The following is a 16,513-nucleotide window of genomic DNA, read 5'->3' on the forward strand; positions in this document are numbered from 1 at the left end:
GAAAAACCCCACGATATGGTCGCGCCCAGCCGTCAGGGCCCGCGTGGTGGAATGGTAGACACAGGGGACTTAAAATCCCTAGGCAGGAATGCCGTGCCGGTTCGAATCCGGCCGCGGGTACCAACAAAACAGACCCTGTGTGACGGGGTCACACAGGGCGGATTGGTTTATCAAAAGATTGATTTCAGGTTTTGCCACTAAGACTTCAGGGGAGCTAAAGCGTGACTCTAGCGGTCGATCTGCTGCGCCGCATAGGCGATCGCACGTTGGTAATTGCCGCTATCGTTCCATACCGACAGTACGTTGAAATTCGCGCTGCCTTGGCCAAATGGCTGACCGGGTTTCCACCCGTTCTGGCGCAGCATATTTGCCGCAGATGCCAGCGCATCAACTACATTATAGGGGTCTGCACGCCCGTCACCGGTCGCGTCCACACCGTAATTTATCCAGTTGCCGGGCAGAAACTGCATGTGCCCCAACTCGCCGCTCGGGCCGCCCTTTGTATTGGCGGTGATCAGGCCGCGATCGACAAGCTTCATCGCCGCAATTGCATGGGTTTCAAAGCGGGGGTGACGACGGCAATAGGATGCGAGCGTGACAGAGGCGCCCACGACCGGCGATCCGCCCAAATACCCGCCCCAACTTGTCTCAAGTCCCCAAATCGTGGCGAGGATCGAGGCGGGAACACCGAATTGCTTTTCCATGAAGGCAAAGGTTTTCGGATTGTTGGCGATTTTGCGCCGCGCACCCTGAACAAAGGCGTCCGCAGTTGACTGCGTCCGTTTCGCCAGAAACTCTGCCGGATCCCCGTAGCTGACGCCGGTCTGCGAGGAAGGTTGGGATTCAAACCGCCATGTGATGCCGGATAGCTGCGCCGAGGACAGAGCAGCGAGGCCTGCGTTTTTGACGCCGGCCTGTGTCGCGTCGCGTGCCAAATTTTGTTTGTAGCTGCCAAAGCTGCCTTGGTCCGTGATGCAAGATGCAGCCAAGCTCGGGCCGGTCATGGCCAGAAGTGCGATGATAGAAAGACGACACAGTTTACGCATAAAACTCTCCTCGGGTTGGCCGGACTGTAGACGGAATTGCCGCCAACCCCAACTCAAAGGTGCGCCAACGCGCGCAAACCTGCGTGCGCTGGTGGCACTACGAGGACGAAGCAGATGTCACAACACTGGTTGGCATCGTTCGGTGGGGCGAAGTTACCCTATTCGAACATCAATCGCGCATGATCACTCACGAGTTCCTGCGAACTTTTCCTGCCATTCAGCGCGCTCTTCATCGCTGATTTTCGCGAATAGATTGTCAGGCACGACAAAGCTGTGTCCGGGGGCAAGCGCCGAAATCGCCGTTGCGACATCCTCGGGCCACTGCGGCGTTCCAACCGCCATCGCCGTGCCGAGTTTTCCGGCAGCATCGGGGATGAAGGGGGACGAAATTGCCGCGTAGAAGGGAATGAGGTTGAGCGCGAAACGGATCTGCGCTGCCGCCTTTTCCGAGTCTTCCTTGTACACCGTCCAAGGTGCGGCTTCCTGTAGGTATTCGTTGCCCGCCGCCCAGATCGCGCGTAGCTCTCCGGCTGCTTTGCGAATTTCCATCGCATCCATAAAGGTCTGATAGGCAGCCATTTTTTCGGTGATCGTGGCGATGACCGCTTCTTCTTGGGGGCCGTATTCTCCGCCCGTGGGCACCACTTCCCCGAATTTGGAGCGGCAGAATTTCGTGACACGGGAGACAAAGTTGCCGAGCACATCCGCGAGGTCTTTGTTCACCGATGTCTGGAAGTTTTCCCACGTAAACTCGCTGTCCGAGCTCTCGGGCACATGGCTCAACAACCACCACCGCCAATAGTCCGCCGGCAGGATGGAAAGCGCTTGGTCCATAAACACACCACGTCCGCGCGATGTCGAAAACTGCCCACCGTCATAGTTGAGGTAGTTGAACGATTTGATGTAATCGACCATCTTCCACGGCTCACCGGAACCGAGCAGCGTGACGGGGAATGACAGCGTGTGGAAGGGCACGTTGTCTTTGCCCATGAATTGCACATAGCGAACATCGTCCGCGCCTTTGTCCGTGCGCCACCAGCGCTCCCATGCATCTGGGCTAAGACCTTGTTTCTGGGCCCATTCTGCGCCGCACGCGATATATTCTATCGGTGCGTCAAACCAGACGTAGAACACTTTACCTTCCATGCCATCCCACGGCGCGGCGCCTTTGCGAACCGGAATGCCCCAGTTGAGGTCGCGGGTAATCCCGCGGTCCTGCAAACCGTCGCCGTCGTTGAGCCATTTTTTCGCAATGGAGGTGGTCAGGATCGGCCAATCTGCCTTGGCATCGATCCACTCGCTCAATGCTTCGCGCATTTTCGACTGGCGCAGGTAGAGGTGTTTGGTTGCGCGCTGTTCGAGATCGGTTGCACCCGAGATCGTCGAGTGCGGATTGATGAGGTCGGTCGGGTCGAGTTGCTTTGTGCAGTTGTCGCACTGATCGCCGCGCGCAGATTCATAACCGCAGTTGGGGCAGGTACCCTCGATGTAGCGGTCGGGCAGGAACCGTCCGTCGGTGTGCGAATAGACCTGCGTTTCCTCGACTTCCTCGATTAGCCCGGCGTCAAACAGGCGTCCGGCGAAATGCTGTGTGAGATCGCGGTTCTGCGGCGAGGAGGACCGGCCGAAGTGGTCAAACGACAGGCGGAAGCCGCGTGCGATTTCTGCCTGCACCTCATGCATTTCGGCGCAGTACTCGGCGACCGGTTTTCCGGCCTTTTGCGCCGCGATTTCGGCAGGCGTGCCGTGTTCGTCGGTTGCGCAGAGGAACAGGACCTCGTCGCCGCGCGCGCGGCGGTAGCGGGCGTAGAGATCAGCGGGCAATTGGCTGCCCACGAGGTTCCCGAGATGTTTGATCCCGTTGATGTAGGGCAGTGCGGAGGTGATGAGCGTGCGGGCCATGGGTCCAATCCGTCTTGTCGATCTTGGCCCACGTCTAAAGGCTTCGATCGCAAAGGGCCAGAGGCGAGAGGCCCCTCAGGCAATGACAGGGGAAGTCGCTCTTTCGAGCGTGACCTCGCCGCGGTGGCGCGTGAGGTGCCAACTGGCCGGTGGCGCGGTGCGGTCACGCAGTCGCTCAAGCCGCCAGCGGGGCTGTGCCTCGGTGAGATGGGCGGGGTTGAGGGCCCACCGGCTTTCGACCCCCGCAGCCCCCCCGCCGACCGTGGTCAGCAAGAGCCCGAGGGGGCGGTATGCCCCCTGCGCCGCGCCGGTTTGTGCCGCCAGATGCAACCTGCGCACAGGCGTGAGAGACGGCGGGTCGGTAACGTCGCAGATCACCAACGGCACAGTGCCCGAGCGCAATGCCTCCTCCATGCCCCACAACAGGTCTTCGGGTCGCGTGGGATGCACAAAGATGAACCGGCCCGGATCCACCAGCCCGAACAAGCCGTCGCCATTCACCCGTTCTGGCCACCATGCGGGCGTGATCCAGATCATCGGCCCATTCGTTGTTTCCGCCAGTTTTGCGGCCACCAGTGCGGCCAATGTGCGCCGCGAATGGCCGCAGATCTCATGCGCACGCGTATCGGCCAACCGCATCTCGCCAATGACCGAGAGGGGCGGGCGGCGTGTCGCGGGGCGACCGCCTTTGGTGAGGAGCTGCTGAGGCATGCGATCAGGTTAAATGTTCCTATTTTGTTCCGCAAGTAATGATCGCAGTCAGGCCGCGAGTTTGTGCACAGGGGGTATGGAGGGCTAAGGCGCGTCATGGCTTGTCAAAGTGTCGATGAACAATAGGATGCGCCCGATACACAAAACCGGAAAAGGGACATCCATCACATGCGTATGCGCAAGATCGGCAAAAGCGACCTCGAAGTTTCAGAGCTGTGCCTTGGCACAATGACTTGGGGCACCCAGAACACGACTGCCGAGGGCCACGCGCAGATTGATCACGCAAAGGCTGCGGGGATCAATTTTATGGATACCGCCGAAATGTACCCGGTGAACCCGGTGCGCAAGGAAACCGTGGGTGACACCGAAACCATCATCGGCAAATACTTTGCCGAGCGCGGCGACCGTGCCGATTGGATTCTGGCGACGAAAATCGCAGGCCCGAGCGGGTTCATCGGCCCTGAAGGGATCACGCCGCAAACACTGGAAGCGCGTCTCGATCTGTCGCTGAAACGGCTCCAGACGGATTACGTGGATCTCTATCAGCTGCACTGGCCAAACCGCGGGTCCTACCATTTCCGCCAGATGTGGAACTTCGATCCGACCACCCAGCCGCCAAAGGCGGAGGTGCTCGACAATATGCGCGCCGTGAACGAAAAAATGGCCGAACTGCAAAAGGCCGGCAAGGTGCGCGAATTCGGCACCTCGAACGAGAGTGCGTGGGGCATGGCACAATGGCTGCGCATCGCCGAGGAAACCGGCGGGCCGCGGATGCAGTCGATCCAGAACGAATACTCGCTGATGTGCCGCTACTACGATCTGGATCTCGCCGAACTGGCCGTGCACGAGGAGATTACGTTGCTCCCGTATTCCTGCCTTGCCTGCGGGATGCTCACCGGAAAGTACGATGGCGGCAAAACCGTCGACCCCAAAAGCCGCCTTGCGGTGGGTGATGGAACCCTCGGTGGGCGTGCCAACGATCGTGCATGGGCAGCGGTCGACGCATATACCGCAGTTGCGCAAAAACATGGCCTGAACCCGACATCGATGGCTATCGCTTGGATCATGACACGCCCGTTCGAGGCGGTTCCGATCCTCGGCGCGACCTCTGTGGAGCAGCTCCAGATGTCCATTGACGCAGAGGCGCTGACCCTGTCTGATGCCGTAGTTAAAGAATTGAACGCGCTCAACAAAACCCATCCATTGCCGTTCTAGGGGGCGAAATGCGTGTATTTCCCGCAATTTTAGTGATGGCACTTCTGGTCGGATGTCAGTCCGAGCAGACGGTGCCCGATTACGGGCTTGCGGGTTATAATCCGAATGCGAATGTGACCGCGAAATCGGCCTGTGATGCGCGGGGGGGTGACTACCTCGCTGCTGGTGAAGAAGGGCTGTTGGTGTGTTTTACGACGCCGCGCGATGCAGGAAAAGCGTGCAAAACGTCGAGTGACTGCGAAAGCGCCTGTCTCGCCCGTTCGCAAAGCTGCGCGCCGGTGCAGCCGTTGATCGGGTGTAATGATATCCTCGATGCTGCTGGGCGCAGGGTGACACAATGCGTGGACTGATTGCCCCTCTGACATTCGCTCTGTTGTCGGCCTGTGTCTCGGCACCGCCGCCCGCAACCGGATTTCGCGACCCGACGGTTCCGATGCGCGCGGTTGCGGCGCTCGACATGGACCAATTCGCGGGGCGTTGGCAGGAGGTTCAGACCTACCTTCCCGCAGGTGCATCCTGTTTGCTCGGCGGGGTGACATTCGCGCCGCAGAGCAATGGCGATCTCACCGTCATCGAAGGACCTTGCGCTGATGGCAAGCCGCGCAATGGCTTGGCGCGACGGATCGGACCGAGCCGTTATATGTTTGGGGGCGAGGAGTTGTGGCTCATCTGGGCCGATTTCGAATACTCCGTGGCCGCTATCGGGACGCCAAACGGTCGCGCACACATTATCGCACGTAGCCTGAACCCACCTGCAGATAAGGTCGCGGCAGCCCGCGAAATCCTCGATTGGGTCGGATATGATGTGACGAAGCTCGCGCCTGCGCGTCGACGATGACGCCTGCCACGGGTTAATTGGATTAGAACGAAGGGGGAGAGAAAATGCGTATTCTGTTTACAGGCGGGTCGGGTAAAGCGGGACGCCATGTGGTGCCCTATCTTCTGGAACGCGGGCATCGCGTTGTGAATGCCGATCTGGTGCCGCTCGATTGCGAGGGTGTGGACAACCTCACGGTGGACATCACCGACAGCGGGCAGGTTTTCAACGCCCTTACGTCCTATGCCAATTTCGACGAATTGGACCCAGGGACTGGTGTGCCGAAATTCGATGCGGTCGTTCATTTTGCAGCCGTCCCGCGCATCCTTCTGCGTCCCGACAACGAAACCTATCGGGTCAATACGATGGGCACCTACAATGTGATCGAAGCGGCCGTAAAGCTTGGGATCAAGAAGGTCATCTTTGCCTCATCCGAGACGACTTACGGCGTTTGCTTTGCCGATGGCGAGCGTCAGCCCGAATACATTCCCATAGACGAAGAACACCCCGTCGTGCCTGAAGACAGCTACGCCATGTCAAAGGTCGTGAACGAGGTGACAGCGCGGTCATTCCATGAGCGCAGCGGTTACGACATCTATGGCATTCGGATCAACAACGTCATCGAGCCGCACGAATACGCTGCAAATTTCCCGTCCTATTTTGAGAATCCGCAACTTCGTCGGCGCAATATTTTCGCCTATATTGATGCGCGCGATCTGGGCCAGATGGTCGATCTGATGCTGCACAAGGATGGATTGGGTTTTGAAATCTTCAATGCGTCCAATGACAATCATTCGGTCAATCTGACAACCGCCGAGATCATTGAAGAGTTCTACAAAGGCGTCCCTCAGAAGAGCGAAATGGGCACAGAGGAAACCTTTTACTCGAATGACAAAGCCAAACGCCTTCTCGGATTTTCGCCCGCGCACAATTGGCGCGATGTCATTAAGGGATGATCATCACAGGACAACCGTTACGGGGTGATCAAATTTCGTGATGGGGTCAGGTGTGAATTTTGACTAGGCGGTCAACGCATGTGCAGGTAAGACGCCCTGCATGGACCAACAGAAAACATATGGGCAGCATGCGCGTGCTGTGATGCTCCTTGCATTGCCATTGGCGGGTAGCCAATTGGCGCAATTTGCCGTGCATATGACCGACGTCATTATGATGGGGTGGTATGGGCTGGATGAACTCGCAGCCCTGGTGCTCGGCTCGGGATTTTGGTTCATCATTTTCATTATGCTGGCAGGGTTCGCCTTTGCGGTGATGCCGCTGGTGGCCAACGCGGCGGGTGCCGGTGATACGACGGTCGTGCGCCGCGCGACGCGTATGGCGCTCTGGCTCTCCGCGCTAACGGGGATCTTGGTCTATCCGCTGTTCGGCTATTCCGATGACCTTCTGATCGCGCTGGGCCAAAAGCCAGAGATTGCTGCCATCGCACGACCCTATCTGGCCGTGACGGGGTTCGAGATGCTTCCCGCCCTAGGGGTCACGGTGTTGCGTTCCTATTTTTCCGCGCTTGAGCGGACCCGCGTCGTCCTCATTTCCACCGTTCTCGCAGTCATATTGAACGCTTTCCTGAACTATCTGCTGATTTTCGGAACCTTCGGTTTTCCCGAACTCGGCGTGGTGGGGGCGGGGATTGCGTCGTTGATCGTCGCGATTGTGACCTTTGCCGGTTTGGCATGGTATGCGACACGTGCGACGCCGGAAAACGCGTTGTTTCGCAACGTGTTGAAACCGGACTGGGACATGTTCCGCACAGTTTTACGCCTTGGCGTGCCGATCGGTTTGACGGCATTGGCGGAAGTCGGACTCTTCAATGCTGCCGCGCTTATGATGGGGTGGATTTCAACTGTCGCCCTCGCTGCACATGGTATCGCACTGCAACTTTCCGCCGTCGCTTTCATGATCCAGATCGGGCTTAGCAACGCCGCAACTATTCGGGCAGGCAACGCCTATGGTAGCCGGGACGAGGCCGAGTTGCGGCGTGGCGCGCTGGTCGTCGTTGTTCTGTCCTTGGTCATGGCGGCGGTCACCTGTGCGGTGTTCCTGCTCGCCGCCAAGCCGCTCATCGGGCTCTTTATCGCGCCCGATGAACCCGCACGTGATGCAGTGCTGGCAACGGGTGCGACGCTGATGGTCTTTGCGGCGATGTTCCAGTTCTCCGACGGGGGTCAGGTCACAGCGCTCAGTCTTTTGCGCGGTGTGCAGGATACGGCGGTGCCGATGTGGCTGGCAGGGATATCCTATTGGCTGATCGGGTTGCCCACAGCCTATGTCGCCGGATTTGTGTTTGACTGGGGTGGCTCTGGCGTGTGGATCGGATTGCTCGTGGGTTTGACGGCGGCATGGATCGTCATGTCGTGGCGCTTTTGGGTCGTAAAGGCGCGTATCCCGACCTAATCCTTCGTCAAACGATCCGATTTTTTGCGAACCAAAACGGTACGCAGATCGTGCATGGCCATGAGAATTGCGTCCGTCACCTCTTCTAATTGCGCATCCGTCGCCCGTGATTGAGCCCAATGCGCGGTGAGGTTGAGGTAGTCGACGGCACGGTGGATATCATCCATGTCCCGCGCGGCAAGCGTCGCTATGCGTTCGGCCATCCAGTTGTCGATCGCGCGTTGGTCCTCGGCGCTAAGGTCCCGCCCGCCCTGAGGTTTGATTTCGCCGTTCTTGACGTTCACGACGGCGATCTGATCCATTTCGATGCGGCGTTGGCGGTTCTGCGTATCCACACGGAAAACGAACGCACCGTTCTCGCGGACGCGGAAATAATAGTCGGGAAGATCCATCACGTTCCTATCTTTGTGAAGCCCTGAAGCCGGGGCGATACACATGTCATGTCTCTGCACAGCGTGAAAGGATGTGAAGCCAAGCACATGGACATTCCCTTCGCACGCGCCTCCAAAGTGCAGCGATGCGAGGCGGGGTTCAAGTGTGCAGCACAAGAGAGTTCAACCCGTGATGCATTCACACGGGTTTAGCATGCTGCTCTGTTGCAAATCGGAAGAATGCCGATCAGCACAATTGTGGCGGTGCGAGCGGGGCCAAGCACAGGTCCATGGTCATCCTTAAAACACCCGAACTTCTGTCCGGATGGTAAAAGAGAAACCACGAGACATGCCTTAGCGCAGCCCTGCGCAGAATGTTTGAATACGCGTGCAGGCTTCCTTGAGCGCGTCATCAGAGGTCGCATAGCTCACCCGGAAGTTTGGCGAGAGACCGAACGCGGCGCCAAACACGACAGCCACACCATTCTCCTCCAAGAGCGCGGTGCAGAAATCCTCGTCCGTGGTGATTTTCGCGCCTCCGGCCGAGGTTTTGCCAATGCAGCCGGAAATGTCAGGATAGACATAAAACGCGCCTTGCGGGTTCGGGCAAACGATCCCCTCACAGGCATTGAGCATTTCGACGACCAAATTGCGCCGGCGCACGAACATCTCGTTATTGGTGGCGATGTAGTCCTGCGGCCCGTTCAGGGCCTCGACCGCGGCGTATTGCGAAATCGAACAGGGGTTTGACGTGGACTGCGACTGCACTTTGCGAATGGCCCCGATGAGGGCCTCGGGCCCTGCCGCGTAGCCAATCCGCCATCCGGTCATCGCATAGGCTTTGGAAACGCCATTGATCGTCAGTGTGCGATCATAGAGCGCGGGCTCCACCTCTGCGGGCGTGCAGAATTCGAACCCGTCGAAAGCGAGATGTTCATACATGTCGTCGGTCATAACCCACACATGCGGATGACGCAGGAGCACGTCTGTCAGCGCCTTCAACTCTGCGCGGCTATAGCCGGCACCCGTGGGGTTGGAGGGAGAGTTGAACAGGAACCACTTCGTCTGAGGTGTGATCGCCGCCTCAAGCTGCTCTGGCGTCAATTTGAAATCGGTTTCGATTGTCGCCGCGACGGTGACGGGCGTGCCGCCCGCCAGCAACACCATATCGGGATAGGACACCCAATAGGGCGCGGGGATAATCACCTCGTCGCCAGGGTTCAGGGTGGCCATGAAGGCATTATAGAGAACCTGCTTGCCACCGGTCCCCACGGTCACCTGCGCGGGGCTGTAGGTTAGGTTGTTATCGCGTTTGAATTTGGCACAAATGGCTGCCTTCAATTCAGGGATGCCATCGACGGCGGTGTATTTCGTGTGACCGTCTTCAATCGCACGAATGCCTGCGGCCGTGATGTTCTCGGGCGTGTCAAAATCCGGCTCACCCGCGCCCAGACCAATCACGTCTTTCCCTGCCGCCTTCAATTCGCGCGCCTTATTCGTCACTGCGATTGTCGGCGACGGTTTCACACGTGCCAGCGTGTCTGAAAGAAAGCCCATAGTCATCTCCCATGCGTGTTTTCGCACCCGTCATATCGCCTCACGGATCGGTGCGCTAGTTCGTCCCTTGCGATGAGGGGCGAAGGGGTGCAAAAACATGTTGGAAATGGAGACTGTCTGATATGGAAGATGTTGAAACACGCCGGAAGCGTCTCAAAATCCGGGCATGGCGTCGCGGGATCAAGGAAATGGACCTCTTGATCGGCGGCTACGCAGACACTCACTTGGCGACCATGTCCGTGGCGGATCTCGATGAATTCGAGTTACTGATGGAAGAGCACGATCAGGACCTCTTGGCCTTCGCCACAGGCCAGCGCGAGGTGCCGACAGCCATCGCGCCCATGCTGGAAAAACTCATCTCGGCGGCCGATCATTCCAATTGGGCGACCAAAGGTTAACCCGCAACGCGCGGTGCATTTTCCGAAAGTTTTCTTGGCTTAACTGAATATTGGGAAATCTGACGCATTCTGTCTCAAGTGCCTAAGCCGGAGTGACAGATGAGTATGCATTCAGCGATCGCAAAATCGATCGACACCACATTTATGACGCAATATCTCGAGGCGCTTGGTCTCGTTGAGCGGCTTCATCGCCTATTGCTCGATGTGATCAAAGACGAATTCGAGCGGGTTGGTGTTCTCGAAATCAACGCGGTTCAGGCCCTGTTGCTCTTCAACATCGGAGAGAACGAAGTGACGGCGGGCGAATTGAAGTCCCGCGGTTACTATCAGGGTTCCAACGTGTCCTATAACCTCAAGAAGCTGGTGGATATGGGGTACATGCACCATCAGCGCAGTGAAATTGACCGCCGGTCCGTACGTGTAAAACTCACCGAAAAAGGCCGCCATGTCCGCACCACGGTGGAAGACCTCTTTGTACGCCACGCCGATGGCCTGGTTGGCAAGTCGGTCATGACGTCCGAAGGAATCGAAGAAATCAACACGGCACTGCGTCGGGTTGAACGCTATTGGACCGACCAGATTCGCTACATTTACTGATGTGATGTCGCGGCTGTGTCCATGCCGCGATCGCCCACAGTCAGTGTTTGAAGCTCTTTGAGAAGCTTGCGGGTCATTGCGGCCTCGTAATCCGCATAAGAACGCGCAGTTTCGACAAAGGCACCATGTCCCTGAATGACCGCACCGCGAAAGTATTGTTCGAGCATGTCGAGTTCTTTCATCCGCGATGCCTCGGAAATGCGCGGCGAACCAGTCGAGACGACCAGACCGTTGATCGTGACATGGGCGAGCGTCGGTGACAGCTTAACAGTGTGCGGTCTCGGGCCCAGATTTGAACGCCCGTCTGCCGAAATGTCGAGCGTGTAACGCCAGCACCCTTTCACAAGTGCAAGCTTTTCTCCGCCATAGGCCATTCCAGCACCCATGGCGGTGCCAGGTGCGTGGGGGCGGCGCGGGACGTCGCGCAGCGTTGCCGCAACCCCGTCCAAATCCCCTTCGTTGCGGATCGCGCGCCAATCAACCAGATCGCGTTGGGCCGCATCGCCAGCCCATTCGTAGATCATGAGATAAACGAGCGCGCCTTCCATCGCCAAAAACGCACGCCGGACGGGCTCGGTTTCAAGCGCGCGTGCGATCCCTTCGATTTGTAGCGACCATTCGTCGGCATCAACCGATCCTGAAACGTCCAGCCCGAGCGCGAGCGCCTGCCGGCACTGCTCGGCGGCGACCGATGGCAATGGTGCCAAGGCCGCCAGCCCCAAAAGTGCTCGACAGATCAGCCTGCGAACCATGGATTTACCAAGTGCCAGTATTGCCCATCGAAGCCCACGGCTCCTGAGGCGGCAAATCATCACCTTTTTGCAGCAGTTCGATGGAAATATTGTCAGGCGAGCGAACAAAGGCCATATGCCCGTCACGGGGAGGACGATTGATCGTAACCCCATTGTCCATGAGTTTCTGGCACAGGCCATAGATGTCCTCGACCTCATAGGCCAAATGGCCAAAATGGCGGCTGTCCGATGGCAGACCGTCGTCACCGTCCCAGTTGTAGGTGAGCTCGACCGGGCACTCTTCCTGACCCTCCGGCGCCATGAATATCAGGCTGAAACGCCCACCTTCATTGTCGTATCGTTTGGTCTGTTTGAGTCCGAGAAGTTCGAAAAAGGCCATCGACTTTTCCAGATCCTTAACGCGCACCATCGTATGCAAATATCGCATGTTTTCCTCCAGTTCGTTTCGTCATTACCTTAGCGCGATCTGCCCCGCCCGCCATCCCCGCGACACGCGCGGCACATTTGCGAAAATGGCAGCGCCTATGTTGGCTTGGATTCGGTTCGACACGCGTCTAGTCTTGGGCAAAATAATCGGGGGCGCACGTGCAGCAATACCACGACCAACTCAAAACGATCCTCGCCCAAGGCGAGAAAACCACCGATCGCACCGGGACGGGCACAATTTCCTATTTCGGCCTTCAGGCGCGCTATCCGCTGAGCGACGGTTTCCCGCTGGTTACCACGAAGAAAGTGCACCTTCGCTCCATTATACACGAATTGCTCTGGTTCCTCGCCGGCGACACCAATATCGCCTACCTGCGCGACAACAAGGTCTCGATCTGGGACGAGTGGGCGGATGAAAACGGCGACCTCGGGCCCGTTTACGGGCATCAATGGCGCAAATGGCCAGGTGGTGAACGCGGCACGATCGATCAGATCGCCGGTCTCGTCCACGCGATAAAGAACACTCCAGATTCGCGGCGGCTCATCGTTTCCGCGTGGAACCCGGCGGATGTGCCGCACATGGCGCTCCCTCCCTGTCACACAATGTGGCAGGTGAAAATTCTCGGCGGAAAACTCCATTTGCAACTTTACCAGCGCTCGGCTGACATGTTCCTCGGGGTGCCCTTCAACATCGCGTCCTATGCGCTCCTGTTACAGATGCTTGCGCAGGTCACGGGGTATGAGCCCGGTGATTTTGTGCACTCGATCGGCGATGCGCACATCTATTCCAACCACCTCGAGCAGGTGGAATTGCAGCTTTCGCGCACGCCAAAGCCGCTGCCGCGCGTGCGGCTCAATCCGGATGTGTCCAACATTTTCGACTTTACCTACGATGATATCGAAGTCCTCGACTACGATCCCGATCCCGCGATCCGCGCGCCGGTGGCCGTCTGATGATTTCGCTGATTGTTGCACGCGACCGGACCGGTGCCATCGGGAAAAACGGCGAGATCCCTTGGCATCTGCCCGCCGATCTTCGGTTTTTCATGCGCGAGACCACTGGCGGTGCCGTTATTATGGGGCGGCGCACTTGGGAAAGTTTGCCGCTGAGGCCGCTCAAAAACCGTCTCAACATTGTCGTGTCATCGCAAAAAGTGGATCACGACCTTGTTGTGCCATCCATTGAGGCGGCAATCGACGCCGCAAAAACGGATGCCCGCGCTCGGATTTACGGCATCGGGGGCGAAGGGATATATCGTGCAATGATGCCGATTGCTGACCGGCTATTGCTGACCGAGGTCGACCTCGTCGTTGAAGACGCCGACACTTGGTTCCCGGAATTCGATCCCGAAGGTTGGCGCGAAGTTAACCGAATTCCTTTGGAAGATTCCAAAGTATCCGCAACTGTTAGCGAGCTCATTAGGTCGTAACTGGAAACAATCCATTACCTAACGTCAAATTGTCCACAGGCTAAGGTCGTGGCAAGTCGTCTCTGATCCAAAATGGTGTTTGCCACGTAAACAAGGCAATAAAGGAGGCGAACATGCAGCTCATCACGCTCTATCTTTCAACCGCCGTGGTCTTTCTCGGCATTGATGCCGTCTTCCTGCGGCTTGTCATGCGACCGATTTTCGAGTCCCATTTGGGCGATTGGCTCTTGGATGACTTTCGCGTCACGGCAGCCGCAATTTTCTATCTTTTCTATGTGGCCGGGGTTTTGTTCTTCGTTTCCTTGCCCGCCTTGCAAGGTGACGGGACATTGGCTTCGACTCTCTTTAAAGGCGCGTTGTTGGGCCTAATGGCCTATGGAACCTACGAATTCACGAACTACGCAGTGCTGGATCGCTGGCATCCGTCGATGGTTGCGGTCGATGTGGCGTGGGGGGCAATTCTGACGGGATCATCGGCCGTTATCGGTCTCGCAATCACCCGAGTGGTCCACTGACTTATCCACAGGTCTTTTGATCCGAGCCATCGCCGTAGCCCGAATTTCATAAATGTGTTACAATCAGGGGATGAAGACGCGCTTTCTGGCCGGATTGGTTCCGGCGCTCCTTTTCAACTCTCTCCCGGCGCTCGCCTCCGGTCCGATTGCCGAGGTTTTCTGCGCAGACCGCGGAGAAATTCGGCGCAAACTCACCGTTCAATTCGGAGCCGTCCAAGTGGGATCAGGCATAAGGGATCGAGAGGCGACACTCGAGATTTGGTCAAACCCGACCACCGGTGACTGGACGCTGGTCCAGACCTATGCCGATGGCAAAAGCTGCATTTTGGCGATGGGCGACGCGTGGGAGGCTGCGCCTGCAACGGCGGGTTAGTCCGCCAATTCCGATGTGATGAAGTCAGCCACAGCAGTCCCCAATGTTACATGGGCCTGCGCGCCAAAATGGATGCCATCAACCGGGTCACAGGAAATCACAGAGCCTGCGTCAAAAAATGCGACGTCTCGTTCGCTGGCAACTTTGGCATAGAGGTCGGCTAGGCCCGTCGCCTTTTCTCCGGCGCCTGCGAACTCTTCTGTGAAAACGCCGGCTTCAAACGGGCGCGGCGGCGCGATGAGGAAGGGTTCAAACCCAGCATGGCGAGACTGCATTTCATCTGAGAGGGCGATGTCCAGCAACAGAGCTGCGCCACGTGCGACATCCTCTGCTGTCATGTCAAAATGGGCTTTGAAGTCGTTTGTGCCGAGCATGATGGCGAGCGCATCAATCGGCCCGTGGCTTTCAAGAGCGATGAACAACCCGATGCGCCCGTCCATATGGGGCCCCATAACGGGGCAGGGCCGCGTGGTCGTGCGCCCCGGCAGACCTTCTTCGATGACCGTCCAACCCAGCGCTTCGCCCGCAACGACCGGCCAACGGCGCGTCATGCGCGGTTCGGGGGCGTCACGATCAACCATCGGGACCGCGCCCCACGTGTTGCTGTCTCCGAAACAAAGCAATGTCGGCATGGCGTAACCTCCCATTAAAAACGGCCCCCGTAGCGGGAGCCGCAAAAAAGTGTTGTCGCGCGGTTCAGAGCGCCTGAAGTTCCGACGCGGAAGCGCGGCCATCACGGCCCTCGCGCAGTTCGTAGGAAATCTTCATATTATCCGCAAGACCCGTCATGCCCGCGCGTTCGACTGCGGAAATATGGACAAATACGTCCTTTCCGCCATCGTCGGGCGCGATGAAGCCATAGCCTTTTGTTGTATTGAACCATTTCACGGTGCCGGTTGCCATATCCCCGCTTCTCCTATGTATGTTACGCCGATCCGTTCGGCGCCTCCGGTGCAGCCAGATCTCCCAAGTCCATTAGCTGCTCCGTGAAAGAGCGGTCGCTCAAGATAGATAGCAGTCACACATTGAATTTTGAGGGATCGGAATTTAAAGGCAAGAGACAAGTTTATGAATGCATGTCCTTGCCCGTTCCGGTCGCGGATATGCGGAAATTCTGGCGAAAAATTGCCCGTTTCGGTGGCTGTGGAGGGGTCGGTGTCTATGAAAGTTTATGGGATTAAAGCCTGCGATACCTGCCGAAAAGCCGTCAAAACGCTTGGGGTGGCCCTCCACGATGTTCGTGAAACGCCATTGACGCGCGACGAATTGAGCGGGTTTTTCGCGGAATTCGGAGATCGGCTCCTCAATACGCGTTCTACCACGTGGCGTGGGTTGTCGGATGAAGAAAAGGCGAAAGCCCCAATTGATCTAATGCTGGCCTACCCGACGTTGATGAAGCGCCCCGTGATCGATGTTGACGGAACGCTCTATCTCGGTTGGGCCAAGGACGTTCAGGCGGCTCTTTCGGGGGAGTAACCCGCACCCAGACGTGAGCGGATCAACCGGTCCACGGACAACGCGCCTGCGCCGAGGCCCATCAGCGTGATCATCAGGAAAACCCAGAACGCGCGCTGATCCAGGATTAGCGCATCGGACGCCCGATCAAACCATGCCCCTACCGTGGTCGCATCGGCCCCGTGGCCGACCACATCTGTCAGGGATTGCACCACGATGAACCCGCACATTCCCAGCGCGGCCAAACGTGTGAGGAGGCCCAGCACGATCAACGCGGGCAGGATAAATTCCGCGTAGGTTCCCGCCATCACGACGACCCAGTGAAGCGCCCCGAACTGGCTCACGTCATAACCCGCTGCCTCCATCTGGCGCGGGAATATCTGCGCGTAGGCTCCGAGCGAGGGTGTGAAAATTCCGTCCAGTTTTGTCGCGGCAGAGGCCCAAAAATAGCGCAGTAAGACGCCGGCAAAAATCAGGCGTGCGAGCAGGGGCAGGATTGCAACGGCGCTCCGGTCAATCCGATCGAGAATGGCGCGCAT

22 protein-coding genes and 1 tRNA gene are annotated in these 16,513 nt (G+C 57.9%); 13 read left to right on the forward strand and 10 right to left on the reverse strand.

What is annotated here, in order from left to right:
• Window positions 1–37: 37 nt before the first annotated feature.
• Window positions 38–123 (forward strand) — tRNA-Leu (locus ABD815_RS10030).
• 104 nt (window positions 124–227) lie between these two features.
• Here ABD815_RS10030 and ABD815_RS10035 read toward each other — a convergent pair.
• The 3 genes from ABD815_RS10035 to ABD815_RS10045 form a co-directional block, all read right to left on the reverse strand.
• Window positions 228–1,046 carry a lytic murein transglycosylase gene (locus ABD815_RS10035; RefSeq protein ID WP_344846869.1) on the reverse strand — a complete coding sequence of 273 codons (819 nt, stop codon included), beginning with the start codon at window positions 1,044–1,046 and terminating at the stop codon, window positions 228–230.
• A gap of 183 nt (window positions 1,047–1,229) precedes the next feature.
• Window positions 1,230–2,948 (reverse strand): methionine--tRNA ligase, encoded by a 1,719-nt coding sequence (gene metG, locus ABD815_RS10040; RefSeq protein WP_344846871.1) that lies wholly within the window; start codon window positions 2,946–2,948, stop codon window positions 1,230–1,232.
• A 75-nt stretch (window positions 2,949–3,023) separates the two neighbouring features.
• Complete coding sequence (locus ABD815_RS10045) at window positions 3,024–3,659, reverse strand: ImuA family protein (RefSeq protein WP_344846873.1); 636 nt, start codon at window positions 3,657–3,659, stop codon at window positions 3,024–3,026.
• 168 nt (window positions 3,660–3,827) lie between these two features.
• Between ABD815_RS10045 and ABD815_RS10050 the strand changes: the two genes are divergently transcribed.
• From ABD815_RS10050 to ABD815_RS10070, 5 genes are all read left to right on the forward strand, one after another.
• Window positions 3,828–4,874, forward strand: coding sequence for an aldo/keto reductase (locus tag ABD815_RS10050; RefSeq protein ID WP_344846875.1), 1,047 nt, complete (start codon window positions 3,828–3,830; stop codon window positions 4,872–4,874).
• 8 nt (window positions 4,875–4,882) lie between these two features.
• On the forward strand, window positions 4,883–5,224 hold the full coding sequence (locus tag ABD815_RS10055; RefSeq protein ID WP_344846877.1) for a hypothetical protein: 342 nt from the start codon (window positions 4,883–4,885) through the stop codon (window positions 5,222–5,224).
• Entirely contained in the window at window positions 5,212–5,712 is a 501-nt protein-coding gene (locus tag ABD815_RS10060) for a lipocalin/fatty acid-binding family protein (protein ID WP_344846879.1), read from the forward strand. The genes ABD815_RS10055 and ABD815_RS10060 overlap by 13 nt, the downstream gene beginning before the upstream one ends.
• A 44-nt stretch (window positions 5,713–5,756) precedes the next feature.
• Complete coding sequence (locus ABD815_RS10065; protein WP_344846881.1) at window positions 5,757–6,647, forward strand: NAD-dependent epimerase/dehydratase family protein; 891 nt, start codon at window positions 5,757–5,759, stop codon at window positions 6,645–6,647.
• A 100-nt stretch (window positions 6,648–6,747) separates the two neighbouring features.
• Entirely contained in the window at window positions 6,748–8,100 is a 1,353-nt protein-coding gene (locus ABD815_RS10070) for an MATE family efflux transporter (protein WP_344846883.1), read from the forward strand.
• On the opposite strand, the gene ABD815_RS10075 is transcribed toward ABD815_RS10070, so the two are convergent.
• Together ABD815_RS10075 and ABD815_RS10080 are read right to left on the reverse strand one after the other, a co-directional pair.
• Entirely contained in the window at window positions 8,097–8,492 is a 396-nt protein-coding gene (locus ABD815_RS10075; RefSeq protein WP_344848598.1) for a hypothetical protein, read from the reverse strand. The genes ABD815_RS10070 and ABD815_RS10075 overlap by 4 nt on opposite strands.
• Before the next feature lie 333 nt (window positions 8,493–8,825).
• On the reverse strand, window positions 8,826–10,028 hold the full coding sequence (locus tag ABD815_RS10080) for a pyridoxal phosphate-dependent aminotransferase (RefSeq protein WP_344846885.1): 1,203 nt from the start codon (window positions 10,026–10,028) through the stop codon (window positions 8,826–8,828).
• A 122-nt stretch (window positions 10,029–10,150) separates the two neighbouring features.
• Here ABD815_RS10080 and ABD815_RS10085 point away from each other — a divergent pair, with 122 nt between their 5' ends.
• Together ABD815_RS10085 and ABD815_RS10090 are read left to right on the forward strand one after the other, a co-directional pair.
• A complete protein-coding gene (locus tag ABD815_RS10085; RefSeq protein WP_344846887.1) occupies window positions 10,151–10,426 on the forward strand; it encodes a succinate dehydrogenase assembly factor 2 in 276 nt (91 codons plus the stop codon).
• 99 nt (window positions 10,427–10,525) lie between these two features.
• Window positions 10,526–11,023 (forward strand): MarR family winged helix-turn-helix transcriptional regulator, encoded by a 498-nt coding sequence (locus ABD815_RS10090; protein ID WP_344846889.1) that lies wholly within the window; start codon window positions 10,526–10,528, stop codon window positions 11,021–11,023.
• Here ABD815_RS10090 and ABD815_RS10095 read toward each other — a convergent pair.
• Together ABD815_RS10095 and ABD815_RS10100 are read right to left on the reverse strand one after the other, a co-directional pair.
• The gene (locus ABD815_RS10095; protein ID WP_344846890.1) at window positions 11,017–11,775 is read right to left on the reverse strand and encodes a DUF1194 domain-containing protein; all 759 of its coding nucleotides are present in this window, start codon (window positions 11,773–11,775) and stop codon (window positions 11,017–11,019) included. The genes ABD815_RS10090 and ABD815_RS10095 overlap by 7 nt on opposite strands.
• Before the next feature lie 4 nt (window positions 11,776–11,779).
• Complete coding sequence (locus ABD815_RS10100; RefSeq protein WP_344846892.1) at window positions 11,780–12,202, reverse strand: VOC family protein; 423 nt, start codon at window positions 12,200–12,202, stop codon at window positions 11,780–11,782.
• A gap of 158 nt (window positions 12,203–12,360) precedes the next feature.
• On the opposite strand from ABD815_RS10100, the gene ABD815_RS10105 reads away from it, so the two are divergent.
• From ABD815_RS10105 to ABD815_RS10120, 4 genes are all read left to right on the forward strand, one after another.
• Complete coding sequence (locus ABD815_RS10105) at window positions 12,361–13,155, forward strand: thymidylate synthase (RefSeq protein WP_344846893.1); 795 nt, start codon at window positions 12,361–12,363, stop codon at window positions 13,153–13,155.
• Window positions 13,155–13,631 carry a dihydrofolate reductase gene (locus ABD815_RS10110; protein WP_344846895.1) on the forward strand — a complete coding sequence of 159 codons (477 nt, stop codon included), beginning with the start codon at window positions 13,155–13,157 and terminating at the stop codon, window positions 13,629–13,631. The genes ABD815_RS10105 and ABD815_RS10110 overlap by 1 nt, the downstream gene beginning before the upstream one ends.
• Before the next feature lie 113 nt (window positions 13,632–13,744).
• Window positions 13,745–14,146 (forward strand): DUF2177 family protein, encoded by a 402-nt coding sequence (locus ABD815_RS10115; RefSeq protein ID WP_344846897.1) that lies wholly within the window; start codon window positions 13,745–13,747, stop codon window positions 14,144–14,146.
• Between the two features lie 70 nt (window positions 14,147–14,216).
• Window positions 14,217–14,519 (forward strand): hypothetical protein, encoded by a 303-nt coding sequence (locus ABD815_RS10120; RefSeq protein ID WP_344846899.1) that lies wholly within the window; start codon window positions 14,217–14,219, stop codon window positions 14,517–14,519.
• Here the strand turns inward: ABD815_RS10120 and ABD815_RS10125 are convergent.
• Entirely contained in the window at window positions 14,516–15,151 is a 636-nt protein-coding gene (locus tag ABD815_RS10125; RefSeq protein ID WP_344846901.1) for an SGNH/GDSL hydrolase family protein, read from the reverse strand. The genes ABD815_RS10120 and ABD815_RS10125 overlap by 4 nt on opposite strands.
• Before the next feature lie 64 nt (window positions 15,152–15,215).
• On the reverse strand, window positions 15,216–15,422 hold the full coding sequence (locus tag ABD815_RS10130; RefSeq protein ID WP_344846902.1) for a cold-shock protein: 207 nt from the start codon (window positions 15,420–15,422) through the stop codon (window positions 15,216–15,218).
• 258 nt (window positions 15,423–15,680) lie between these two features.
• Between ABD815_RS10130 and ABD815_RS10135 the strand changes: the two genes are divergently transcribed.
• Window positions 15,681–15,995: an arsenate reductase family protein gene (locus ABD815_RS10135; protein WP_344848602.1), complete on the forward strand. Its 315-nt coding sequence runs from the start codon at window positions 15,681–15,683 to the stop codon at window positions 15,993–15,995.
• Here ABD815_RS10135 and ABD815_RS10140 read toward each other — a convergent pair.
• Window positions 15,971–16,513, reverse strand: a complete 543-nt coding sequence (locus ABD815_RS10140) for a DoxX family protein (protein ID WP_344846904.1) — start codon at window positions 16,511–16,513, stop codon at window positions 15,971–15,973. The two genes, ABD815_RS10135 and ABD815_RS10140, sit on opposite strands and share 25 nt — an antisense overlap.

This window comes from Celeribacter arenosi (genome assembly GCF_039539485.1).
GTDB lineage: Bacteria > Pseudomonadota > Alphaproteobacteria > Rhodobacterales > Rhodobacteraceae > Celeribacter > Celeribacter arenosi.